This window comes from Rhodococcus yunnanensis NBRC 103083 (genome assembly GCF_001895005.1).
GTDB classification, from domain to species: domain Bacteria; phylum Actinomycetota; class Actinomycetes; order Mycobacteriales; family Mycobacteriaceae; genus Rhodococcoides; species Rhodococcoides yunnanense.
In genome coordinates this window covers 74,283-98,049 of sequence record NZ_BCXH01000003.1, presented here as the reverse complement: position 1 = coordinate 98,049, position 23,767 = coordinate 74,283, and the positions used below count along the sequence as shown (strand labels likewise).

General features: G+C 64.5%; 23 protein-coding genes and 1 pseudogene. 14 read left to right on the top strand and 10 right to left on the bottom strand.

The window, feature by feature from the left end; translation table 11 throughout:
- The first annotated feature begins 13 nt into the window (after nucleotides 1–13).
- Nucleotides 14–385 carry a hypothetical protein gene (locus tag RY1_RS06840; RefSeq protein ID WP_072802799.1) on the top strand — a complete coding sequence of 124 codons (372 nt, stop codon included), beginning with the start codon at nucleotides 14–16 and terminating at the stop codon, nucleotides 383–385.
- Nucleotides 386–403: 18 nt separating this feature from the next.
- Here the strand turns inward: RY1_RS06840 and RY1_RS06835 are convergent, their stop codons facing one another.
- The 3 genes from RY1_RS06835 to RY1_RS06825 form a co-directional block, all read right to left on the bottom strand.
- Nucleotides 404–2,521 carry an MMPL family transporter gene (locus tag RY1_RS06835; RefSeq protein WP_245819524.1) on the bottom strand — a complete coding sequence of 706 codons (2,118 nt, stop codon included), beginning with the start codon at nucleotides 2,519–2,521 and terminating at the stop codon, nucleotides 404–406.
- 176 nt (nucleotides 2,522–2,697) lie between these two features.
- On the bottom strand, nucleotides 2,698–4,524 hold the full coding sequence (locus tag RY1_RS06830; RefSeq protein ID WP_072802797.1) for an ABC transporter ATP-binding protein: 1,827 nt from the start codon (nucleotides 4,522–4,524) through the stop codon (nucleotides 2,698–2,700).
- The gene (locus RY1_RS06825) at nucleotides 4,517–6,313 is read right to left on the bottom strand and encodes an ABC transporter ATP-binding protein (RefSeq protein WP_072802796.1); all 1,797 of its coding nucleotides are present in this window, start codon (nucleotides 6,311–6,313) and stop codon (nucleotides 4,517–4,519) included. Before RY1_RS06825 ends, RY1_RS06830 begins: the two co-directional genes overlap by 8 nt.
- Nucleotides 6,314–6,550: 237 nt before the next feature.
- Between RY1_RS06825 and RY1_RS06820 the strand changes: the two genes are divergently transcribed.
- The 6 genes from RY1_RS06820 to msrC all read left to right on the top strand — a co-directional run bounded on the left by RY1_RS06820 (nucleotide 6,551) and on the right by msrC (nucleotide 10,864).
- Entirely contained in the window at nucleotides 6,551–7,699 is a 1,149-nt protein-coding gene (locus RY1_RS06820) for a DNA cytosine methyltransferase (RefSeq protein WP_072802795.1), read from the top strand.
- Nucleotides 7,696–8,523, top strand: coding sequence for a hypothetical protein (locus tag RY1_RS06815; protein ID WP_072802794.1), 828 nt, complete (start codon nucleotides 7,696–7,698; stop codon nucleotides 8,521–8,523). The genes RY1_RS06820 and RY1_RS06815 overlap by 4 nt, the downstream gene beginning before the upstream one ends.
- An 81-nt stretch (nucleotides 8,524–8,604) precedes the next feature.
- Nucleotides 8,605–9,009, top strand: a complete 405-nt coding sequence (locus RY1_RS06810; RefSeq protein WP_072802793.1) for a very short patch repair endonuclease — start codon at nucleotides 8,605–8,607, stop codon at nucleotides 9,007–9,009.
- 454 nt (nucleotides 9,010–9,463) lie between these two features.
- Nucleotides 9,464–10,129, top strand: a complete 666-nt coding sequence (locus RY1_RS06805; RefSeq protein ID WP_072802792.1) for a DUF998 domain-containing protein — start codon at nucleotides 9,464–9,466, stop codon at nucleotides 10,127–10,129.
- An 11-nt stretch (nucleotides 10,130–10,140) separates the two neighbouring features.
- Entirely contained in the window at nucleotides 10,141–10,365 is a 225-nt protein-coding gene (locus RY1_RS06800; protein ID WP_072802791.1) for a hypothetical protein, read from the top strand.
- A 10-nt stretch (nucleotides 10,366–10,375) separates the two neighbouring features.
- Nucleotides 10,376–10,864, top strand: coding sequence for a free L-methionine (R)-S-oxide reductase MsrC (msrC, locus tag RY1_RS06795; RefSeq protein ID WP_072802790.1), 489 nt, complete (start codon nucleotides 10,376–10,378; stop codon nucleotides 10,862–10,864).
- A 66-nt stretch (nucleotides 10,865–10,930) separates the two neighbouring features.
- Here the strand turns inward: msrC and RY1_RS06790 are convergent, their stop codons facing one another.
- The 4 genes from RY1_RS06790 to RY1_RS06775 are packed head-to-tail and all read right to left on the bottom strand — an operon-like array spanning nucleotide 10,931 to nucleotide 14,920.
- Nucleotides 10,931–12,592: a dihydroxyacetone kinase family protein gene (locus tag RY1_RS06790; protein ID WP_072802789.1), complete on the bottom strand. Its 1,662-nt coding sequence runs from the start codon at nucleotides 12,590–12,592 to the stop codon at nucleotides 10,931–10,933.
- A gap of 13 nt (nucleotides 12,593–12,605) precedes the next feature.
- Nucleotides 12,606–13,487 carry a dioxygenase family protein gene (locus RY1_RS06785; protein ID WP_072802788.1) on the bottom strand — a complete coding sequence of 294 codons (882 nt, stop codon included), beginning with the start codon at nucleotides 13,485–13,487 and terminating at the stop codon, nucleotides 12,606–12,608.
- Nucleotides 13,488–13,532: 45 nt separating this feature from the next.
- On the bottom strand, nucleotides 13,533–14,162 hold the full coding sequence (locus RY1_RS06780; protein WP_072802787.1) for a 3-oxoacid CoA-transferase subunit B: 630 nt from the start codon (nucleotides 14,160–14,162) through the stop codon (nucleotides 13,533–13,535).
- Nucleotides 14,159–14,920 (bottom strand): CoA transferase subunit A, encoded by a 762-nt coding sequence (locus RY1_RS06775; protein WP_174565347.1) that lies wholly within the window; start codon nucleotides 14,918–14,920, stop codon nucleotides 14,159–14,161. The genes RY1_RS06780 and RY1_RS06775 overlap by 4 nt, the downstream gene beginning before the upstream one ends.
- 165 nt (nucleotides 14,921–15,085) lie before the next feature.
- Between RY1_RS06775 and RY1_RS06770 the strand changes: the two genes are divergently transcribed.
- The 5 genes from RY1_RS06770 to RY1_RS30830 all read left to right on the top strand — a co-directional run bounded on the left by RY1_RS06770 (nucleotide 15,086) and on the right by RY1_RS30830 (nucleotide 19,256).
- On the top strand, nucleotides 15,086–15,850 hold the full coding sequence (locus tag RY1_RS06770) for an IclR family transcriptional regulator (RefSeq protein ID WP_072802785.1): 765 nt from the start codon (nucleotides 15,086–15,088) through the stop codon (nucleotides 15,848–15,850).
- Nucleotides 15,851–15,963: 113 nt separating this feature from the next.
- On the top strand, nucleotides 15,964–16,650 hold the full coding sequence (locus RY1_RS06765; RefSeq protein WP_072802784.1) for a cutinase family protein: 687 nt from the start codon (nucleotides 15,964–15,966) through the stop codon (nucleotides 16,648–16,650).
- A 70-nt stretch (nucleotides 16,651–16,720) separates the two neighbouring features.
- A complete protein-coding gene (locus tag RY1_RS06760; RefSeq protein WP_072802783.1) occupies nucleotides 16,721–17,656 on the top strand; it encodes a universal stress protein in 936 nt (311 codons plus the stop codon).
- The gene (locus RY1_RS06755) at nucleotides 17,653–19,059 is read left to right on the top strand and encodes an amino acid permease (protein WP_072802782.1); all 1,407 of its coding nucleotides are present in this window, start codon (nucleotides 17,653–17,655) and stop codon (nucleotides 19,057–19,059) included. The genes RY1_RS06760 and RY1_RS06755 overlap by 4 nt, the downstream gene beginning before the upstream one ends.
- A 65-nt stretch (nucleotides 19,060–19,124) precedes the next feature.
- Nucleotides 19,125–19,256, top strand: a complete 132-nt coding sequence (locus RY1_RS30830; protein WP_281249957.1) for a hypothetical protein — start codon at nucleotides 19,125–19,127, stop codon at nucleotides 19,254–19,256.
- A gap of 10 nt (nucleotides 19,257–19,266) precedes the next feature.
- Here RY1_RS30830 and RY1_RS06750 read toward each other — a convergent pair whose 3' ends face one another.
- Nucleotides 19,267–19,821 (bottom strand): gamma carbonic anhydrase family protein, encoded by a 555-nt coding sequence (locus tag RY1_RS06750; RefSeq protein ID WP_072802781.1) that lies wholly within the window; start codon nucleotides 19,819–19,821, stop codon nucleotides 19,267–19,269.
- A gap of 271 nt (nucleotides 19,822–20,092) precedes the next feature.
- The gene (locus RY1_RS06745; protein WP_072803053.1) at nucleotides 20,093–20,620 is read right to left on the bottom strand and encodes an Lrp/AsnC family transcriptional regulator; all 528 of its coding nucleotides are present in this window, start codon (nucleotides 20,618–20,620) and stop codon (nucleotides 20,093–20,095) included.
- 163 nt (nucleotides 20,621–20,783) lie between these two features.
- On the opposite strand from RY1_RS06745, the pseudogene hppD reads away from it, so the two are divergent.
- Nucleotides 20,784–21,976 (top strand): annotated as a pseudogene (hppD, locus tag RY1_RS06740) (4-hydroxyphenylpyruvate dioxygenase).
- A 22-nt stretch (nucleotides 21,977–21,998) separates the two neighbouring features.
- Here hppD and RY1_RS06735 read toward each other — a convergent pair.
- Complete coding sequence (locus tag RY1_RS06735) at nucleotides 21,999–22,484, bottom strand: Lrp/AsnC family transcriptional regulator (protein WP_072802780.1); 486 nt, start codon at nucleotides 22,482–22,484, stop codon at nucleotides 21,999–22,001.
- Between the two features lie 158 nt (nucleotides 22,485–22,642).
- Between RY1_RS06735 and RY1_RS06730 the strand changes: the two genes are divergently transcribed.
- The gene (locus RY1_RS06730) at nucleotides 22,643–23,767 is read left to right on the top strand and encodes a thiamine pyrophosphate-dependent enzyme (protein ID WP_072802779.1); all 1,125 of its coding nucleotides are present in this window, start codon (nucleotides 22,643–22,645) and stop codon (nucleotides 23,765–23,767) included.

Sequence of the window (23,767 nt, the reverse complement as noted above, 5' to 3'; positions counted from 1 at the left end):
TGGCCGCGATTACATGTTCACCTCTGTTCCACACTCCTCACTGTTACTAGTGTTGGGCACCGTGACTTCAGGCGACTTCGACTTCGCACACTCCGATCAGGCCGCGAAGAGTCGCCGGGACAAGGCGACGGCGCTTGCTCGCTACGTCTGGGACCGCGGCATCGACGGCGCCGAACTGCTCGCCCTGAGCGACGCCGTCCGGCGCAAGCTCGCCCGCGCCGCTGACATCTCCCCACCGAGCACCATGGAGACCTGGAACATCACGGCGGAACTGCTCGACGTCAAGAATCTGTGGGCACGCAACAACCCGGCACACCCGTCCGCGACGCCCATGCACGGCGAGGAGAAGATCATGTGGGTCAAACCGCCGATCGCGCCGTGGTGAGCGGCTGACACAGCACGGTTACTCCGCGCTCACGGATTCGGTGGGTACCGGGGCCCGCGCTCGCATGGGCCACCAGAACGCCCGGCCCTCGAGCGCGGACAGGCTCGGCACCAGCAGCGGCGCCATCAGCAGGGCCGCTATCGCCACGCCGATCGCGACGCCGAAGCCCAGTTCGGCGAGGTTCGCCAACCCGGTCAGCATCAACGACGCGAACGTCAGCGCAAGAATCACGCCCGACGCGGCCACCGTGGGAGCGTCGTTCGCGACGGCCTCCTCGGCCGCCCTGCGCGGCGGATGTCCGTTGTGGAATTCCTCGCGCAGCCGGGACGCGATGAGAATGTTGTAGTCGGTGCCGATGGCGACCACGAACAGGTACAGCACGATCGGGATCGTGAAGTCGATGCCGTCGTAATCGAGCAGCCGGAGGAACACCAGTACCACGGCGCCGAGCGTCGCAGCGAATGTGAGTGCAACGCACACAAGTAGATTCAGCGGGGCAAGGACCGCGGTCAGCAGCAGCGCGAGTATCACCGCGATGATCACGGCTGCGACCGGGAACACGAGCCTGGTGTCCGCGCGCAGTTGTTCACGGACGTCCACGAATGTCGAGGTCTGGCCGCCCACCAACACCTCGGTCCCCGGAACGGCGGCACTGTGGGCCGCGTCGCGAACCGGTCCACCGACGAGGTCGAGTGCATCGTTGGAGTACGGATCATCCTGTAGCACAACGGTGATGACGGCGGCGGTACCGTCCTGACTGATACGCGGCGGCGCCACCGAGGACACCCCGTCGACCTGCGAGACATCGGTGGCCACGGCGCCGAGCACCTGCTGGTTCACCGGCCCTTCGCCGGTCACGTAGATCTGCGTCGGACTCAGCGCGCCCGCCGGGAAGGATTGGTTGAGCGTGTTGAATGCCTGCTGCGAGGACGTGCTGGCCGGTAGTTCGTCGAGGGTGTTGTACGTCGAGGTGTACCCGGAGGAGAACACTGCGAGTACGACGAGAATCACCCCGACCACACCTGCGACGACACCCGGTCGTCGTGCGATGACGCGGCCGATGGAGACGAATGGTGTTCTCGTGCTGTCGTGTCCGGGCCCGAGTGGCCAGAACAGGTGGCGTCCGAGCACGGTGAAGAGCGCGGGCACGAGCGTCAGCGCGGTCAGCAACATGACGGCCACCGCGATGATCAACCCAGGCGCCAGCGTGCTGAGCGAACCCAGTTTGGCGAGGAGCAGCGCGGCGAAGGCACCGATCACCGTCAACGCCGACGACGCGACGACCTTCCCGACGACGGTCACCGCGAAATGGAGTGCGTCGGTAGGTGATTCACCGTGCCGCAGACGTTCTCGATACCGAAACAGCAGGAACACCACGTAGTCGGTGCCGATACCGAAGAGCACGACGACGAGGATCGACCCCAGAGTGGTGCTGACCTCGAAACCGAACAGCGCCGCGACATCAGCGGTCAACGCGGTGACCACGAGTAACACGACGCCGATGACCACAACCGGTATGACGGCGATGATGGGGCTGCGAAAGATCAGCCCGAGCAGCGCAAGGATCACGATGACGGTGGCGATCGTGATGATCAGGTCTGCCCTGTCGTACGCGGCGGTGGTATCGACGCCGATGGCAGCGTTGCCGGTCAACCCACTGACCAAACCGGTTCCCTGCAACGCACTCTCGGCGTCGTCCCGGACGATCGGGATCGCCGAGTCCACGATGTCGTCACCGGGTTGGCCGGCGAACGAGACCTGCAGCGCAACCGCTTTGCCGTCCTGCGAGAGCGACTGCGGTGTCGCGGACACACTGACGACGCCGGGAATGTTCTCGTTCTGCAGTGTCGTCGCCAACGTCGTCGCGGTCTGCTGGTCGGTCGGTGACAACGCGGTCCCGTCCGCACGCGTGACGACGAGGCTGCCGGTCGCACCGGCGAGCGTCGGAAAGTACTCGTTGCCCGCCGCCTGCGCCTGCGAGGACTCGAACGAACTCGGCAGGAACGTCTGCTGATTACCTGTCGTGTAGTTGCTCAGGCTGGGCGAGAGCAGGATCGCCGCGATCGCGAGCACGAGCCACGCGACGATGACCTTCCACGGATTGGCGATGACCGTCCGGGCGAGAAAGGCGAACATGATTCCCCGCTTCTGGAGAACTCGGCCGGTTCCTCGCGTCGCGGCGGCCCCCGGCCCACTACCGCCGCCGACTCGTGCGCGCAGACCCTGGCCTGCACCGACAAACGTGGCATACGACGGAAACCACTGTAATGCGGCTCAGCCGGTCGTGTCTGCAGAATCGGGGGGAGCCACCGCTATACGAGGCTGTCTTCCCACGCCTCGTGCAGGTCCGCGAACTGGCCGTGTCCGGCGATGAGATCGGCCGGTGTGCCGTCCTCCACGATCGATCCGTTCTCCATCACCAGGACACGGTCCGCGATCCCGACCGTCGAGAGTCGGTGCGCGATGATCAGCGCGGTCCTGCCTCGCAGGATCGTCTCCAGCGCACGCTGCACCAGCCGCTCACTCGGGATGTCGAGACTGGACGTGGCCTCGTCGAGCACGATCACCGCAGGCGCTGCCAGGAACACCCTGGCGAACGCGACGAGTTGCCGCTGCCCCGAACTCAGCCGTCCACCGCGCTTGCGCACATCGGTGTCGATGCCGTCCGGCAGCGTCGCGATGAACTCCGTCAGTCCGACGGCTTCTGCTGCCGCGGCGACCTCGTCATCGGTCGCCGCAGGACGGCCGAGGCGGATGTTGTCCGCGATCGATCCCGAGAACAGGAACGACTCCTGTGTCACCATCACGATGTGCTCGCGCATGTTCTCGTCGCCTATTTTGCGCAAGTCGACGCCGTCGAGACTGACACTGCCCTCGGTCGGATCGTAGAACCGCGCGAGAAGCTTTGCCAGCGTGGACTTCCCGGCACCCGTAGCGCCGACCATCGCGACGATCTGACCCGCCGGAATGTGCAGCGAGAACTCGGGCAGTACCACGCGGTCGGCGTTGTACGCGAAATGCACGGCGTCGAAATCGACGACGCCACGCGCCGTTGCCAGCGCGACCGGATGCTCCGGCGCTTCGACCGACGGGTCCTCCTCGAGCACACCCGAAATCTTCTCGAGCGCGGCAGCCGCCGACTGGTAGGCGTTGAACACCATCGCCAGTTCGTCGAGCGGTCCGTAGAACCGGCGCAGGTACAGCACGTACGCCGCCAGAACACCGATGTCCATGTGGCCGTTGATCACCCGGTAGCTTCCGAACACGACGATGATCACCAGCGTGACATTGCCGATCCACCGAACGATGCCGGTGTAGCTCGCCATGCCGCGCAGCGCCGCAGTGGTCGCATCGCGGTACTCGGTGTCCTCCAGTTCGAGGATCGCATCGTTTCTCTTCTCACGACGGAAGACCTGGACCGCCCGAATTCCGCCCATCGATTCCACGAAGTGGACGACGACCTTCGCGATGGCCACCCGCGTGCGTCGGTACCCGGTTCGTTGCGCCCTCTGCGACCACCGTGTGACCAGGACAAGGGGGACGAATCCCGCCAGAACGATCAACGCGAGCGGCACATCGAGGTACACCAGGATCACGGCGATCGTCACGATCGACAGCACAGCCGACAACGCGTCGTTCAATGCGCTTTCGAGCAATGTCTGCAACGACTCGACGTCGCTGGTGAGCCGGGATATCAGCCGTCCGGAGGTGTACTTCTCGTGGAACGACAAGCTCAACTGCTGCGCGTGCGTGAACACACGCCTGCGTAGGTCGAACAGAATATCCTGGCTCAACCTGCCCGAAACGATCAGGAACGTATAAGTGGTGATCGCCCCGAGAACACCGAACCCGATGTAGCCCAGCACAGTCCACGCCAGCGGACCCCAATCACCGTTGGTCGCCGCCGATATTCCGTCGTCGAGCGCGTACGCGATGAACAACGGTCCGGCCACGAACGCGATGTTGTCGAGGACGATGATCGCGAGCGCCAGTAGCGCCTGCTTCTTGTACGGCCGCACCAGCGACATCAACAGACGCCTCGATCGACCGGCCAGGATCAGGTTGCCTGCGGAGTCGATGTCGGAATCCTCGTTGCCGACACCGCGCCAGTTCTTCTGCTCGGTGCTGTTGTCAGCCATCGATCGATCCCATCACGTGGCGGTACTCGGCCGAGGTCGCCAGCAGTCGTTCGTGCGTCCCCTGTTCCACAATTCTTCCGTTCTCGAGACGAAGCACTCGATCCGCGAGCGCGGCCGTCGACGGTCGATGCGCGACGAGCAACGTCGTCGACCGCGTCAGTACGCGTCGTAGATCTTCTTGCACCAGAGCTTCGGTGCCGACGTCCAGCGCCGACAGCGGGTCGTCGAGCACCAGAATCCTCGGCTTGCCGAGGACCGCGCGTGCCAGCGCGAGCCGCTGACGCTGCCCACCCGACAGGCTCATACCCTGCTCCCCGATCCGGGTGTCGAGGCCCCACGGGAGCGTGTCGACGAACTCCCGGGCGTGTGCGATCGCCAGGGCTTCCTCGACATCGGCCTCGGACGCGTCGGGCCTGCCGAGCGAAATGTTCTCGCGCACACTGGCCGAGAACAGCACCGGATCCTCGAAGGCAACGGAGACAATCGATCTCAGATCGAGCAGCGACAGAGTTCTGACGTCGATACCGTCGATCGTCACCGAGCCTTCCGTGACGTCGAACAGCCGCGGGACCAAATTGGTCAGCGCCGTCTTACCGCTACCCGTGACACCGACGAGAGCGACCGTCTCCCCTGGTTCGATCCGGAAGTCGACGCCGGTCAACAGTGCCGACGACGCATCGGTGTCCGGGAACGAGAATCCGACGCCGCGGAATTCGAGTACCCCGCGTACGTTCTTCGGAAGCGGCACGGGTGCAACGGGTTCGCGGATCGTCTCGGCGGTGTCCATGATCTCCCAGTAACGATCCGCCGCGGTGCGCGCATTGTTGAGCTCGGCCAGAAGGAATCCGAACGACTCGATCGGCCACAGCAGGAACGCCACGATGGCCATGGCCGCGACGAGCATGCCCGTCGTCATGGTCCCCTGCACGATCGAATAGGTTCCGAACGCGAGCATCGAACCGATACCGATGGGCGGGATTCCCACGATGAGTGCCCACAGGATCGCGAGGTAGCGCACCTTGGCGAGTTCGGTGCCGCGAAGCCGCGCGGCCTCGCGGACGAACCGCCTGCCCAGGTGCGCACTGCGGCCGAAAGCCTTCAGTACGCGGATGCCTTGAATCGACTCCTCCACGGTGGTCGTGACATCGCCCGCCTGATCCTGGGCATCACGCGCGACGACGCGATAGAGCCCTTCGAATCGGGTGCAGACGATGACCAGCGGTATCGCCGTCACCGCCATGATCAGCCCGAGTTGCCACGACTGGACGAACAGAACTCCAAGGCCCACAACCAGAGTGACGGTGTTGATGATGATGAACGGGCCGACGAACGCGACGAACCTCCGTAGCGACGACAGGTCGGCGATGGCCCGCGACAGCAGCTGCCCCGAGTCCCATCCCTCGTGCGCCGAGACGGACAACCGCTGCAACTTCTGGAACACGTGTGCGCGGGCCGTGATCTCGAACTGGCTCGAGGGCGCCGACACCAGGTAGCGGCGAACCCAGATGCCCGCCGCGTCGATCGTGCCGAGCAGCAGAACCAGTGCGGCAGGCCACCAGACGCCTGCCACATCGCCGTCGGTGATGGGGCCGTCGATGACGCCTTGAATGACAAGCGGAATCACGAGACCGGTCATCGTTGCGATCAACGACACGACGATCGAGGCGATGAAGTACCAACGGTACGGCGCCACGAACGGCAGGAACCGGGCAAGCGAACTGCGCTCGATCCTCTGCGGGGATGCCGGATCCACCGTTGTCGCCTGCGATTCGAGCACACCCGTCGACACTTCTTTTCTCCTTCTTGCCGTCCAGTGATGGTTTCACTCCGACAGCCCCTGAACCAACCCATTTTCCGCCGGACGAATTCCATCCTGAAACCTCGACATACCTCGAGGTCAAGAGGGCACTACAGCGGCGTGCGGTGTGGTGGGAGGAACCTGTCGGAGTTCTCGAGTAACGTTCCCTCTGAAGTTTTCGGTTCTTGGTTCGTTCTCGACAGAAGGGTGCCCGTGAGTTCGCGATCGATGGTCGGGCTGTTCGCCGGGATCGGCGGGCTCGAATTGGGGCTCTCGGAGCAAGGCTGGTCGACGGAGTTGCTGTGCGAGATCGACCCGGGTGCGGGTGCGGTGCTCGGTGCACATTTTCCGGACGTGCCGTTGCACACCGACGTCACCAAGTTGCGCGCGCTTCCGTCGGGCACCGAGCTCGTCGCAGCAGGCTTCCCGTGTCAGGACCTGTCGCAGGCAGGTCGCACGGCGGGCATCACCGGTGCCCGATCCGGCCTCGTCGACGAGGTGTTTCGGCTCGTCAAGCGACGCAACGGACCACGCTGGCTGCTCATCGAGAACGTGCCCTTCATGCTTCAGCTCGGTCGGGGCGCGGCGATGCGTCACATCACCGATGCCTTGTCGGATCTGGGATACATGTGGGCATACCGCGTCGTCGATGCTCGCTCGTTCGGGCTGCCGCAGCGTCGCCAGCGCGTCATCATGCTGGCCTCTCGCACCGAGGATCCGCGCGAGGTGCTGTTCACTCAGGACGAAGGGCCCGTGCCCGACGGAGATCCCGGCGAGCAACCGTGCGGCTTCTACTGGACCGAGGGCACACGGGGACTGGGATGGGCGGTCAACGCCGTTCCGACGCTCAAGGGCGGCTCGTCTCTCGGCATCGCGAGCCCACCCGCGGTTCGGCTGCCCTCCGGTGAGATCGTCACGCCCGGCATCGTCGGCGCCGAGCGGTTGCAGGGGTTCGATCCCGATTGGACCGCACCCGCGCTGACACTGCCTGGAGTGCGCGCAGGCCACCGGTGGAAGCTCGTCGGCAACGCCGTCAGTGTCCGCATGGCGTCATGGGTCGCGTCGCAGATCGAACGGCCACACGTGCACGACGACTCCGAGGACACCCCGATCCTCGCCGGTCAGGCCTGGCCGACCGCGGCGTGGGGGCGCGGCGGCGCGGCCTACCGTGTCCAGCGCTCGACGTGGCCGGTGCACGAGCCCTACGAGAACCTCAGCGATTTCCTCGACGATTCGCAGCTGCTGTCGGCCCGGGCAACCGCCGGATTCCTCAAACGCGCCCGAATGGGCAACCTGCGTTTCCTTCCCGGCTTCCTCGACGACGTCGAATCCCACCTCGACCGGATGGGCGGCCATCCCCATCCGCGTGCCGCATGAGCGAGCACCTGTTCCCCGACCCGCCCGCTCTGGCGCGGCCACTGACCCTTGCGGGTGACAAGCCTGCACCGGACGCCGATCGCAGCGACAAGAAGAACTACGCCCAGCGCCTGTCCAACCACCTCGCGCAGACCGTCGCCGACGCACTACGGCCGCACTACCCGAACATCACGCCCGACGCGATGGGCGTCGGGCAGGAAGCGCAGGTCGACGTCGCGAAGGGCCGCAAGCGCCTCGACGTCAAAGCCCTCGATCCGACGCTCGGGCTGATCCTGTGCGTCTCCATCAAGACCTACAGCTTCCGAGACTTCAGCCCGAGGACGGGCAAGTACGGCCGCTGGACCAAGAACATCGTGCGCAACGACCACGAACTCCGCGGCGAAGCGATGGTGCTGCACCAACGTCAGCCCTACAGCGTGCTCATCGCCGTCATGTTCGAGCCGTTCTCTACGTGCGACGACGGCGACGCCTCGAAGGCAAGCGACATCGGCAAGTCCTCGTTCGCCCATCACGTGACGACGCTGTCCAAGCGATCGGGCCGCGGGAAACGGGCCGTCGTCGGCGGGCCGAGCAAGATGTGGGTCGACCTCGGCGCCGAGGACACCCGCTACGACCTGTTCGAGAAGGTCTTCATCGGCTTGTACGACCCGGACGGCGAAGTACGCTTCTTCGACGTCGACGAGTCGCCCCCTCGTAATGGCCGCCCGACCGAATCGCAGACACTCTCGTTCGACGACTTTGTCGGCGTCGTCCACGGAGAGGTCGAGCGACGGAACAAATTTGCTCCCACCTGGTCCGAGCCGGAGGACAGTGAGGACGGGTAGCGGTTCTCATCGCTTGAATGGTGCATTCATACGATCAGATAGCTTCGGTGTGACATCCAAGCGGTGGCTACTGTCGATGGTGTGAACCGTCCGCTGACCGACGCCGCAACGTCGGCGCGGCTGAGCAAGCAGCGTCGGCGTGACACCAAACCCGAGATCGCGCTGCGACGCGAACTCCACCGCCGCGGATTGCGGTATTTCGTCGACCGCGCACCGCTGAAGGGCATGAGGCGTCGGGCAGATGTCGTGTTCCCTCGCCGCCGGGTCGCCGTCTACGTCGACGGGTGCTTCTGGCACAGCTGCCCCATCCACGCCACCAAGCCCCGCAACAACGCCCAGTGGTGGGCGGACAAATTGGCCGCCAACGTCGCCCGTGACCGCGACACCGACCGGCTCCTAGCCGCCGAGGGGTGGACCGTCCTCCGCATCTGGGAACACGAGGATCCCGTGGCCGCCGCCGAGCTGGTGGTCCGGGTCCTGGGGTGAGCGAATGTCACATTTGGTCACCTTGGCGTGAGCGAATGTCACATCCGGTCACTCAGAGTGAGCGAGGGCCTCCTTCGTCCACCCGGCGCGAGCGAATGTCACATCCGGTCACCCTGGCGTGAGCGAGGGCGACATTCAGTCACTCAGAGTGAGCGAGGGCGACATTCGGTCACCCCGGAGTGCGCGAGGGTGACATTCAGTCACCCTGCAGTGAGCGAGGGCGACATTCAGTCACCCTGCAGTGCGCGAGGGCGACATTCAGTCACCCTGCAGTGAGCGAGGGCGACATTCAGTCACCCTGCAGTGAGCGAGGGCGACATTCGGTCACCCCGGGGTGAGCGAATGTCACATTCGGTCACCCCGGAGTGAGCGAGGGTGACATTCGGTCACACCCCCGCGCTCACCCACGGGGACTGGGAGAACCCCGCAGGCGAGGATCGTTACAGTTGCTCAGGTGATGCGACGGAAGGTCACCGTGTTGACGGTGTTACTGGTGGTAGCAGGGGTTCTGTACTCGGCGTGGGTGGCGGAGTTCTTTCTCGACACCGGTTTGGATCCGGCGCATTCGTTTCTGAGCGAGCTCGATGCCGCCGATCAGCCGTACGAGCACCTCTTCAGCACCGCGGATCTGATCACCGGACTGCTTCTGATCGCGGCGTCGGGGATCGGGTTGTGGGTGTTGGCCAGGCGCCCGTTGACGACCGTCGGCTGGATCGCGATCGGGATATTCGGCGCCGCGACGATCGCGGACTCGCAGCTGCCGATCGAGTGTGTGGCCGAGAACGATCCGAGCTGCCCGGTCGAGCCGAGTGGCCTGTTTCCGCAACTCCACCACATTCATGCGCTCACCAGCACGATCGCAGTATTCGCTGTGTTCACCGCGATGATCGCCTTCACCGTTGCGGCTTTCCGGTACGGGATACTGCCGTTGGTTCGGACGGCCGGAACGGTGGTGTTGGTGATCACGTCCGTGGCGACGGCATGGTTGATGATCGCGGACAACCTGCCCGGCTCCTACGGGCTCGGCATCGCCCAACGCATTCAGGTGACCGGGATGTCGCTGTTTCTGGTGGTCCTCGGCTTCGCGCTTCCGAGCCGAGAAGGCACTCCGAGCAGGTAGCTTCTCGATGTATGTCGGGAAGTAGCAGAACCATTGGTTTGCTGAAGACGCACTGGATCTCCATTCTTCTGGTGATCCTGGCGGCAGTCTTCATCGCCGAGAACAGATATTCGACGACCATCGAACTGTTCTGGCTGCACATCACCTCGCCGCTGTGGTTGATTCTGCTGGTGCTCTTCGCTGTCGGTTTCGCAGCCGGGCGGCTCAATGGTCGACGAAAGCAGCCGAAGAAATAGAATCGAGCGCATGTCGTTCACCGCTACCGCACTCGACGGATCCAAGACAGAGCAATACGAGCAGCTGGTCCAGCAGGCCAGAGCGCTCGTCGACGGCGAATCGGATCGCATCGCGAACGCCGCGAATATCTCGGCGCTGGTATACCACGCGCTGCCCGAGGTCAATTGGGTCGGTTTCTACCTGTTCGACGGCACCGAGTTGGTCGTCGGGCCGTTCCAGGGACAGCCGGCCTGCGTCCGCATCGCGTTGGACAAGGGGGTGTGCGGAGCCGCCGCGACAACACGCGAGACCCAGCGTGTCGCCGACGTCCACGAGTTCCCGGGGCACATCGCCTGCGATGCGGCGACGCGTTCGGAGGTGGTGGTGCCCCTGTACGACGGCGACACCCTCATCGGCGTCTTCGATCTCGACAGCCCGGTCCCCAGCAGGTTCGACGCCGACGACCAGGCCGGTCTCGAAGCCGTTGCGCGTGTCTTCCTGGGTTCTCCGAGCGTCTGACGCCGCCTGGGTTCTCCGAGCGTCTGACGCCGCCTGGGTTCTCCGAGCGTCTGACGCCGCCTGGGTTCACCGAGCGTCTGACGCCGCCTGGAAGAACCAGGCGATCACCAACGCACCCGGGTCGACGACGCCTCGCGCTGCGTCGCCGATATAGGAGGCTCGGCCTCGGTTCGCAGTCAGTTCCTGCGTCGACTCGGCTCCGGTCTGTGCAGCCTGCGCTGCTGCGCGCAGTCCGGCGGCCAGGTCGGACGCGGCTTCGAGTGCCTCGACGGCAGGGGCGATGGCGTCGACCATGGTCTTGTCTCCGGTCCGTGCTCCGCCGAGTTCGGTGATGGTGTCGAGTCCGCTGCGCGCGGCCGCGGTGATCGACGCCAGGTCGACGGTACCGAGGTTGCGGTAGAACTGCCGGAACCAGATCCCGAACAGAGCCCCGGACGTCCCGCCCGCGTGACCCAGATAGGCCTCGGAGACGGCCTCGAAGATGGTTGTCGCCGAGTATCTCTCGCGAACACTGCCGAGGTCGAGTTGATGCAGAGCGGCTGCCATGTTGGTTCCGAAATCGCCGTCGCCTGCGCGCCGATCCAGATCGGTGAGCGACGACTCCTCGTCCAGCACCCGCTGCACCCAATTTCCGACCCATGCGGACACGAATTCGCTTCTGTCGTCGTCGAGTCCGCTCGGGGTATAGGCCGGGCCGAATCCTTGTCGCGCGCCGAGATACCCGGCACTCGTCGCCGGCGTGTTGGGCCAGGCCGGTGCATCCGTCGGCGCATCCCACAGCTCCAGCACCTCGCGGTCGACACGAACCAGTGTGACGGAGGCGCCACCCATGTTCAGCGCCGTCACCAACGATCCGACGAGAGGTCGAGCGATCTCGATACCCTTGTCGGACAAGAACTCCGCGAGCTCGCCGTACAGCAGCTGTAGCTCCATCGGATGCGTAGCACCGAGTCCGTTGACGAATGCGATGACCGACTCTCCGCGTTCGAGCGCGAGCGAATCCACCACCGGCCCTGCCAACGCCGCGACGATCTCCTGGGCTGCCATCGTGGGTACTCGCGAGGTTCCGCGCTCGCCGTGTATACCGATCCCGAGTTCGATCTCACCTTCCGGAAGGTCGAACGACGGCTCGTCGGATCCCGGGAGCGTGCAGGGATGTAGTGCCACAGCCATGCTTCGCGAGTTCGCTGCGACCCGCCTGCCGAGAGTTGCAACGTCCGCAAGTGAGTCGCCGCGTTCTGCGGCTGCGCCACAGATCTTTTCCACGACGACGGTCGCCGCGGTCCCGCGCCTGCCCGGGCCGTCGCCATCGGCGCGCTCGGTGGCCACGTCGTCGTCGACGACTACGCAGTCGGATTCGATGCCGTCTTCTCGCAACAGTTCTCGGGCGATTCCGAAGTTCATGACGTCGCCCGTGTAGTTCTTGACGATGTGCAGCACTCCCCCGCCCACACCGATTGCCTTGGAGGCTTCGTGAACCTGGAGTGCGTTGGGCGAGGTGAACACCAGGCCCGGGCAGACCGCGGCCAACATGCCTTTCCCGATGAAACCGGCGTGCATCGGTTCGTGGCCCGATCCACCACCGGACAGCACTGCCACACGACCAGGAGACAGCGGGTCGCGACGCGTCAGGAATCCTGGATCCGCATGCCACGCAATGTCACCGGTGGAGGCAACGAGACCGCGAAGTGCGTCGGCGACGAACGTGGTGGAGGAGTTGACGAACATGACCCCACACTAGCTACACGACGGAGAACGACCTCTTCGCCAAACCGAACTGGAATCCCGTGATGGCAGTGTCCACCGGTCGTTCCGAATCCGCCGCGGCACCGAGAGTGACGAACAGCGGCGTGAAGTGCTCGACCGTCGGATGTGCGTACGGCATTCCCGGCGCGTCACTGCGAAAACCTGCGAGTGCATCGACATCGCCGCGCGCCAGTGCCTCGGCCGACCACTGATCGAAATCGCGGGACCACGTGGGCACGGTGTTGGCCAGGAAATTCTCGCGCGAGAGGTACGGCAACCCGTGCGTCATGAATCCGGATCCGATGACGAGGACACCCTCGGCGCGCAGTTGCTTCAGCCTGGCGCCGATCCCCAGGAGGCGATCGGGGGCGTGCGTCGGCAGACTGAGTTGCAGCACCGGGACGTCGGCGTAGGGGTACATGATCTTCAGCGGGACCCATGCGCCGTGGTCGAGGCCGCGCGAGGTGTGCTCGTGCAGATGCTCGGACGCAGGCATGACCGCCGCAACCTTCGCCGCCAGATCGCGCGCGTCGGGCGTGGGGTAGGTCATCGAGAAGTAGCGGGGCGCGAATCCGCCGAAGTCGTATACGAGCGGCGTGCCAGGCGCCGCGGCAGACAGGCTCAGCGGCGCTTCTTCCCAGTGCGCACTGACGATCAGTATCGCGGTGGGCTTCGGCATGGTCTGCGACCAGGTGAACAGCTCGTCGATCCACAGGGCGTCGTCGAACACCGGTGGTGCGCCGTGGCTGATGTACAGCGCGGGCAGCGGTCCGTCCGCGGGCGTCCACCGTCGCTGCGACCGGCTTGCCGGCGCCACGTCACGCAGGAAGGCGTCGAACGCGGCACCGGCCGCCGGTGGGTTCATCACAGAGCTCATGGTTGATCCTTCTACCTAAGTTGAAGGTTCAACCTTAGCACTGTTTCAGCTCAGCGCCACCCCTGTCGATGCTTCGACCTGCGCGCGGGTGACGTCGGGTGCCAGTTCCACGAGAGCAAGCGTGCCGTCGCCGACGACGTCGATCACTGCCAGATCGGTGATGATCCGGTTCACGACGCCTTGGCCGGTCAGCGGCAGGGTGCAGGTGTCGAGGATCTTCGGATTACCGTCGCGGTCGGTGTGCTCCATGACGACGATGACGCGCCCGGCTCCGTGCACCAGATCCATCGCCCCGCCCATGCCCTTGACCATCTTCCCCGGGACCATCCAGTTGGCGAGGTCGCCGGTACGCGAGACCTGCATTCCGCCCAGCACCGCGGTGTCGATGTGACCGCCGCGGATCATCCCGAACGACAGGGACGAATCGAAGTACGCTGCACCGGAATTGACGGTGACGGTCTCCTTTCCGGCATTGATCAGGTTGGCGTCGACCTTGTCCTCGGTGGGGTACGGACCGGTGCCGAGGATGCCGTTCTCCGAGTGCAGGACCACCTTGATGTCCGCGCTCAGGTAGCCGGGAATCAGTGTGGGCAAACCGATTCCGAGGTTGACATACTCACCGTCGATCATCTCGGCGGCGGTGCGCTCGGCCATCTGATCCCGTGTCCAGCTCATGCCCGACCTCCTGCACTGACAGTGCGCTTTTCGATTCTCTTGTCCTGCGGTCCGGTGTGGACGATCCGCTGGACGAACACGCCCGGCAGATGCACACTGCCGGGATCGATCTCACCGGGTTCGACGAGCTTTTCGACCTGGGCGATGGTGATCTTGCCCGCCATCGCAGCGAGCGGGTTGAAGTTCATCGCCGTCTTGTCGAACACGAGGTTGCCTTCGGTGTCACCGATCTCGGCGTGCACGAGCGCGTAATCCGCGTTGATCGATTCCTCCAGGACGTAGCGCTTGTTGCCGAACACGCGCGTTTCCTTCGGCGGTGACTCGAGTGCGACGGTGCCGTCGGTGTTGTAGCGCCACGGCATACCGCCGTCGGCGATCGGGCTGCCGACCCCTGCGGGGGTGAAGAAGGCGGGGATTCCGGTGCCGCCCGCGCGAAGTCGCTCCGCGAGGGTGCCCTGCGGGGTCAGTTCGACCTCGAGTTCGCCGCTCAGATACTGCCGCGCGAACTCCTTGTTCTCGCCGACGTACGACGCCGTGACGCGCCGAATTCGGCCGATCGACAGCAGGATTCCGAGACCATGGTCGTCGACGCCGCAGTTGTTGGAGAACACTTCCAATTCACGTGCGTCCGTCGCGGCGATGGCGTCGATGAGCGCATCCGGGATGCCGCACAGCCCGAAGCCGCCGACCGCCAGGCTCGCTCCGTCGCCGATGTCGGCCACGGCGTCGGCCGCCGTTTCGTACACCTTTCCTGACACAGAAGAACTCCTCACGTGTTCACTCAGCAGACGCGCTGATGTCTGCGACCAGTGAACGCTGAGCTGGCGATCCTGAAAAGAGGACAGCGAGAATCGGCAGTAAACCGGTCACTCATTGAACAGGTCTCGAACCTGCGTTCACTGGATGAACGCTAGGCTGCCACCATGGCTGCCACACCCAATGTCATCGCACGGTCGACGGCACTGCTGCGTGCGGTGGGAGCGGCAGAGCCGGCAGGAGCGTCGACGACGGACCTGGCCCGAGCAACCGGCCTCGCACGTCCGACTGCACATCGGCTGTTGACCTCCCTGGCCGACGAGGGCTTTCTCGACCGAGATTCGGCGACGGGCCGGTGGGCACTCGGACCCGAGATGTACCTACTCGGCTCGGCCGCCGCGAGCCGTTACGACATCACCGACCATGCGCGACGCGTCGTGCACGCGTTGGCGAGCGAGAGCGGTGAGAGCGCGTTCCTGTCGACGCGACGCGGCGACGAGACCGTGTGCCTGCTCCGCGAGGACGGCAGTTTCCCGCTGCGATCGCATGTTCTCCACGAAGGTCTTCGGCTTCCCCTCGGCGTCGCCTCGGCGGGGCTGGCGATTCTCGCGCATCTACCCGATCGGGAAATCGACGAGTATCTGGCCAGGACCGACCTGCAACCGGACTGGGGACCTCAGCACAGCCCCGAGGCCATCGCCCAACGCGTCACCTCCACCAGGGAAACGGGATACGCCGTCAACCCGGCGCTGCTCGTCGAAGGCAGCTGGGGCATCGGTGCCGCCGTCTTCGACCGATCCGGCGCGCCTGCGTGGGCACTCAGCCTCACCGGCGTCGAAACCAGATTCCGACCCGAACGCCATCACGAACTCGGCACGCTGCTGTTGGCGCAGGCACATCGATTGACGGGACTGCTTCGGCCACAACGCTGATCGTTGGTAACAGTCACCAATTTCGTTCCGAATATCCTGCCGGATAACAATTGTCGGCGTCGGCGGCGAACCATATCGTGGACGAGCAGCTCCACCGACAGTAAGGAAATCCCATGCCACGTTCGACCGATATCACCCGACGCATCGGCATCGGGGGGACTCTCCTCGTCGCTGCCGCAGCGTCGTTGATCTCGACCGCGCCGGCCGCGGGAGCAGCCCCGGCGGACACCGCCGCAGCGTGCCCCGACGTCCAGCTGGTGTTCGCGCGCGGCTCGGGGGAAGTTCCCGGCCTCGGCATCGTCGGTGACCCGCTGGCAACCAAGCTGAAGGCAGCGCTCCCGAGCAAGACCGTCGACACCTACGCGGTGGACTACGACGCCAATTGGAGTCAGAAGACCGCGCCGGACGGCGCCACCGACATCACCCGCGTGGTCACCGAGATCTCGGCACGCTGCTCGGACACCACGTTCGTACTCGGCGGGTATTCGCAGGGCGCATCGGCAACCGCCATCGCACTCGGCGTGCCGACCGACTTCGGCGTCGGCGAGGTCGTTCCGGAAGCATTGGCACCGCGGATCGCGGCGGTGGTCACATTCGGTGACCCGCTCGGTATGCGGAAGCAGACCATCGAGCAGGAAAGCGCACTGTACGGAGACCGCGCCAAGACGTACTGCACCGACGGAGATCCGGTGTGCGGTGCGGGCGTGAACGTTCTCGCCCACCTCTCCTACGTGGTCAACAGCTCGATTCCCGACGCCGTGACTTTCGCATCGTCGAAGGTTCTCGCCTCCAAGAACTAGCTTGCTTCTTCTGCAGAATCGACCCTCCGGTCCCATACTGAGCTGATCTTGGTATGGGACCGGAGGCTGTATGGGGATCAGAGCACTCGTCGGATGGCTGCCCGACGACGCCGGCCGCGACGCGGTTGCACTCGCCGCCAGGTTCTCGGCCTCGGGTAGTACGACGACGCAGGCGTGCACGGTGCTTCCCCAGTCGTGGCCGTCCCCGTCGATGGCCAAGATCGACGCCGAATACCGACGATGGCTCTCCGAGCGTGGTGTGGCCGCAGTCGAGTCGGCACGGACGGAACTGGCGAAACTAGGTATCCCGACGGGTGATCCTGACGCCTTCTACGTCAGCAACACAGCCGAGAGCGCCGGCCTCGACGAAGCCGCCAAGCAGCACGGTGCCGACATCGTCGTCCTCGGATCGAAGCATGCCCCGCACCGACATTTCGGGCCGGGCAGCACAACGGACTCGCTGTTGCATTCCGCGACCGTTCCGCTTGCCCTGGCACCTACGGGTACTCGCGAGTCGACTTCACCCATCGCACGGATCAACTGCGCATACGTCGGAACCGCCCAATCCGAGGACGCGCTGACGACCGCAGCCGCCCTCGCCGCGGACTGGTCGCTACCGCTGCGCCTGGTGGCATTCGCGCCGCGCGCATCCACCTCGTATCCCCCGTTCGGCGGGTACGACGCCGAGGACGTCGTCAGTGCGCACTGGATGGAGCAGGCCCGAAAACTGCTGTCCGACGCCGAAACATCGCTTTCGGACACCCACCCCGAAGTCCCGGTCTCCACCGCCCTCGGGGTGGGCAACGGGTGGGAGCAGGCCGTGAAGGCCGTCGAGCTCGCCGACGACGACCTACTCGTCGTCGGTTCCTCCCGCCTCGGGCCGATCGCACGAGTGTTTCTCGGTTCTTCGGCGTCGAAGATCATCAGGCACACGCAGGTGCCGCTGCTCGTCGTCCCGCGGGGCAGTTCCATCCACCCACACGGCCCCACCTCGGAGGATCAATGAGCACTCTGCTGCGGCGCAAGCCCATCGGCGATATCGCCGCGCTCGAATCGGACCATGGCGGAACGCAACTGAAGCGAAGCATGAACACGTTCCAGCTGACGTGTATCGGCGTCGGCTCCACCGTCGGCACCGGAATATTCTTCATCTTCAGCAACGCCGTACCGTTGGCCGGACCGGCCGTCATCTTCTCGTTCGTCATCGCCGCGATCACCGCGGGCCTGACGGCACTGTGTTACGCCGAACTCGCATCGAGCATTCCGGCGTCCGGTTCGACGTACACCTACGCATACACGATCCTGGGTGAGTTCGTCGCGTTGCTCGTCGGCGCGTGCCTGATCCTCGAGTACGGCGTCTCGACGGCAGCGGTATCGGTCCTGTGGAGTCAGTACCTCAACGACCTACTGCATCGACTGTTCGGCTTCCAGATTCCCGACGTCCTCAGCCATGCTCCGGGTGATGGTCTCGGATTCGGAATCAACCTTCCGGCAATCGTTCTCGTCGGACTCTGTGCGCTACTACTCATTCGGGGTACCAGTGAGTCGGCACGCGTCAACGCGATCATGGTCGTCACCAAGATCACCGTGCTTGCCATGTTCGCGGTCATCGCGTTCTTCGGTTTCGACATCTCGAATCTCGAGCCGTTCGCACCGTTCGGTGTGGCCGGTATCGGTGCCGCCTCCGGAATGATCTTCTTCACCTTCATCGGGCTCGACGCCGTATCCACCGCGGGCGAGGAAGTGGAGAATCCCAAGCGCACGTTGCCCATTGCGTTGATCACCGCACTCGTCGTCGTCACGGTGATCTATCTGATCGTCACGTTCGCCGCTGTCGGGGCGCAGAAGTACACCGAGTTCGAAGGCCAGGAAGCGGGATTGTCGGAGATTCTGCAGAACGTCACCGGAGCGGATTGGCCGTCGATCGTGTTGTCCGCCGGTGCGGTGATCTCGATCTTCTCGGTCACTCTCGTGACGTTGTACGGGCAGACGCGTGTGCTGTTCGCGATGAGCCGCGACGGGATGATTCCCGCTGTTTTCTCCGACGTCAGCCCGAAGACGTTGAGCCCCATCCCCAACACGATCATCGTCGCGATCGTCGTCGCAACGATGGCCGGGTTGCTGCCGCTGGACTTTCTCGCCGATCTGGTGAGCATGGGCACCCTCGTGGCGTTCACGGTCGTGTCCGCAGGCGTGATCATTCTGCGCAGACGGGAACCGGATCTCGAACGCGGGTTCAGGGTTCCGTTGTACCCGGTACTGCCTGTTCTGTCGATTCTCGCGTGCCTGTATCTGATCTCGACGTTGCATTGGGAGACGTGGTTGCTGTTCGCCGTGTGGCTCGTCCTGACGACAATTCTGTACTTCACCTACTCCCGGCATCATTCGCGGCTCAACGCCGCGGTCTGATCGGCGACGACGGATCGATTCACCCCGGGAAAAGGTTCGGGACGCCGAGTCGGGCGGACGTCCGGATGCAGGGGCGTGTGCTCGCCGCCGTCTGCGTGGCGGGACCGCTCGACCGTGTGCCGGTGTCGGCAGGTCTGATGTGGGGTCCCGCCGTTCGCAGTTCCGCCGAAGAGACCGAAGCCGCCCTGGCGGGCTGAACGCGGTGGGTCAGGCAGGCCGAGCGGTGCGGTGCGCCTTGGCCAACTCCCGGTAGACCGCCGCGTTGGCGCCGTTGTGTGCCACCTCGTCGTCGGTGAGTTCGCGCCGGACTTTCCCCGGTACGCCTGCTACGAGCGATCGCGGAGGAATCTGAGCGTTCTCGGTGATCAATGCACCGGCCGCGATGAGCGATCCTTCACCGACCACGGCGCCGTTCATGATCACCGCGCCCATCCCGACGAGCGATCCGTCACCGATGGTGCAGCCGTGCAGCACGGCGTTGTGCCCGACACTGACGTTCTCCCCGACAGTCAACGGGAACCCGGGGTCGACGTGCGCGACAACTCCGTCTTGCAGGTTCGACCCCGAGCCGATGGTGATGTCCTCGTATTCCGCGCGAAGCACTGCGCTGTACCAGATTCCAGCGGACGGTCCGATGTTCACTCGGCCGACGACGGTCGCGTTGAATGCAACCCAGGCCTCGCTGTCGATCCGCGGAGTTCCCGCGTCCAGTGCAAGGACGCCTGGGTGTCGCGCCGCCGACTCGTTCGAACTTTCGGTCACGTGAGTCTCGTTTCTTCTCGATACGGGTGGTACTCGACAATTCGATCATTTTCGGCCCCGATGGGTTGCCGAACGTGATCCATGCCACTAACGACATTCTTGTTCAGGGGAATCCAATTATCACATAGCGATAATCACCTGATGAATCCGAACTTCCGGCCGGGGACACACGGGCGCTGGATACTCGGACCGGATCGCGTGCAGCAGAACACTGTTGACCCAGTTGGCGCCCTCGGTCCCCTGACCTCTTCGGCAGCGCTCGGGCCCCGGCCTACCCAGGATCGACCGTGCTTCGGCCGCCTCGGTACGCCGGGGCCTTCGGCGTGCGAGGGGACTCGCCTGCGTCGAGAAGGGGCATCGTGCGGAAGCCGACGATCTCCGAGAGCACGATCACGCTCGTCGACCGCGCGATCGTGCGGGATTGATTGAGCGCTATCAGCGTTTGCTGAAGGTCGTCGTGCGACGCGGCGGCGACTCGGCACAGCACGTCGCCCGAGCCGGTGGTCGCGAACGCCTCGAGTACACCCGGTATGGCCTCCAGAACGGCGGCGACATCATCGAGGGCGCCTTGCGCGATTTCCAATGTCACGAAGGCTTGAACTCCGTATCCCGCAGCCGTCAAACCGATTCGGGCCTCGTATCCGATGACGATGCCGCGCTCTTCCAGACGGTGCAGGCGCGCGGCCACAGTGGCGCGCGCGACCCCGAGATCCCGGGACAACCCCAACACCCCCGTCCGCGAGTTCTCCTGCAGCGCGGCCAGAATCGCTCGATCCAGCTCGTCGAGTACAACGTCCATCGAACCAGCCACCACCTAACACTATGTATAGAAAATCAGCGCAAACATGCCGAATACACGTCAGTAGTTCCATCACGACAGTACCCAATTGACACCCTCGACACACCGGTGTTGCCTTCTTGTACAGCCAGTACATCAACTCCATGCAGGCGAAGGTGAATCAATGACCATCGACACCGTTCCGAACAACGACGACACGCTCGCCGAACTCGATGCAGACCAGCTCCGCCAACTCGTCGGCCTCGTCGAATACGACGACCGGCGCGACCCGTTTCCCGTGAGCGGGTGGGACGCGATCGTGTGGGCGGTCGGCAATGCGGTGCAGACCTCGCACTTCTTCCAGTCCGCGTTCGGTATGGAACTGGTCGCGTACGCGGGACCGACCACGGGCCAGCGCGATCATCGTACGTATTGATCTCCGGTGCAGTGCGTTTCGTCATCGAGGGCGCCGTCGATCCCGACAGCGATCTGGGCGCACACCATGCCCGCCACGGCGACGGCGTCACCGACATCGCCCTGTCGGTACCCGACGTCGACCGCTGCATCGAACACGCGCGGGCACAGGGCGCGCGCGTTCTGGTCGAGCCGCACGATCTCACCGACGAGGCGGGCACCGTTCGCATCGCCTCGATCGCGACCTACGGCGACACACGCCATACGCTCGTCGATCGGTCGAACTACACCGGCATCTATCTGCCCGGGTACATCCCCCGCACCTCGACCAGAGCAACGCCGTCGAAGCGGATCTTCCAGGCTCTCGATCACGTGGTAGGCAATGTCGAGCTCGGGAAGATGGACGAGTGGGTCGACTTCTACAAGCGGGTCATGGGTTTCACCAACATGGCCGAGTTCGTCGGAGCCGACATCGCGACCGACTACTCCGCACTGATGAGCAAGGTGGTCTCCAACGGCAATCACCGAGTGAAGTTCCCGCTCAACGAACCTGCCGCCGCGAAGAAGCGCTCGCAGATCGACGAGTATCTCGATTTCTACCGAGGACCCGGCGCCCAACACCTCGCCCTGGCGACCAACGACATCCTCGCCTCTGTCGACGCGCTCCTCGCGGCCGGTGTCGAGTTTCTTGCCACTCCCGACTCGTATTACGAGGACCAGGAACTGCGCGCGCGTATCGGCAACGTTCGGGCACCGATCGAAGAATTGCAGAAGCGAGGAATCCTGGTGGACCGTGACGAGGACGGCTATCTACTGCAGATATTCACCAAGCCCCTGGTCGACCGGCCCACGGTTTTCTTCGAGCTGATCGAGCGACACGGTTCCCTCGGATTCGGTATCGGGAACTTCAAGGCGCTCTTCGAAGCCATCGAACGTGAGCAGGCGGCACGCGGCAACTTCTGATCGACGAAACCTCCAGCGCCGGTCAGGTTTCGGCCGGTGCGATGCCACTGCCCAGTCCGCCGCGCGCCTCCTCGAAGATCAGCCAGGTCCGGGTGGATCGAACCCCATCGACAGCCTGCAGCCCCTCCAGGACGACATGCCGTAGCGTTTCGTTGTCGGGCGTTCGCACGAGCACCAACACGTCGAAATCGCCACCGAGCAAGCTGAAATGGTCGACGAACGCCATGGATTTCAGGCCGTCGGACACTGCCCGCCACGAGTCCTGCCGGATGGAGAGCGCAATGAACGCCGAGGTCCCCAGACCGGACGCGGCGTGATCGACCCGCACGGTGAAGCGCTCGATGACGCCGGTGGATCGAAGCCGTTCGACACGTGTGTACGCATGTGCTCGCGAGAGATGAACGCGATCGGCGAGCACCCGCATCGACAGTCGTCCATCACTCGACAGCTCGCGCAGAATCCGGCGATCGACGTCGTCCAGTTCTACCCGGCTCTGGCCCTCTGCCATATGTCCACCACTCTCTCGTCGAACGCGTGCCACGTTGGACACTAGCTGACATATGGCAGAGGAATCCGACCATCTGTCTCCGAATCATAAATCTGTGACGAAACAATGCCACCCAAGGGAGAGAATCACTATACAAGTCGATTTCAGGAGAATGCCCCATGACGACAGTCGAGAGTGCACCGGCAGCGCAGTATCAGCAGTTCATGCCTGCCGACCGTCCGGTCCAGTACCTCGCACCCGACGGCACCGGCGTCGACAGTGCAGCGCGCTACGCCAAACCGTCCGACGAGCGGCTGTTGCAGATGTATCGGTCCATGGTCCACGGCCGTCGATTCGACCAGCAGGCAACGGCATTGACCAAGCAGGGACGACTGGCGGTGTATCCATCGGCTCGCGGTCAGGAGGCCTGCCAGATCGCGGCGGCGCTGTGCCTCGACGAGACGGACTGGATGTTCCCGACGTACCGCGACTCGATGTCGCTGGCAGCGCGAGGCATCGACCAGGTCGAACTGCTGGGCATGCTCGCCGGGTACTGGCACTGCGGGTACGACCCGACGCAGTACCGCGTCGCACCCCAGTGCACCCCTCTGGCAACACAATTGCTGCACGCAACCGGGTTCGCGTACGCCGAGTCGAAGCAGGGCCGAAACACGATAGCCCTCGCATTCTGCGGCGACGGCGCCACGAGTGAAGGCGATTTCCACGAGGCATTGAACTTCGCCGCCGTCTTCCGCGCGCCGGTCATCTTTCTCGTGCAGAACAACGGATTCGCCATCAGCGTTCCTCTCGCCCGCCAGAGCGCAGCTCCGTCGCTGGCACACAAGGGAGTCGGCTACGGCATCGGCAGTGAGCAGGTCGACGGCAACGACCCGGTGGCGATGATGGCCGTCATGGACGAAGCCGTCGCGTACGTGCGAGCGGGCAAGGGACCCGTCGTCGTCGAAGCACACACCTACCGAATGGATGCACACACCAACGCCGACGACGCCACTCGATACCGCAAGGCCTCGGAGGTCGAAGGGTGGCTCGGGCGTGATCCTCTCGCGCGCCTGGACACCTACCTCGCCGCGCGCGAAGTGGTCACCGATGCGCTGCGGGCCGAGATCACCGAGGCTGCCGACGCCGACGCTGCAGCACTGCGGTCGGGAATGAACGCCGAGCAGAGCGTCGACCCGCAGGATCTCTTCCGTTTCGTATACGAAACCCCCACTGCAGCTTTGATCGAACAACGCGATCGGGTCACCGCCGAAATCGCTGCCGCTATCGAAACAGAGGACAACTGA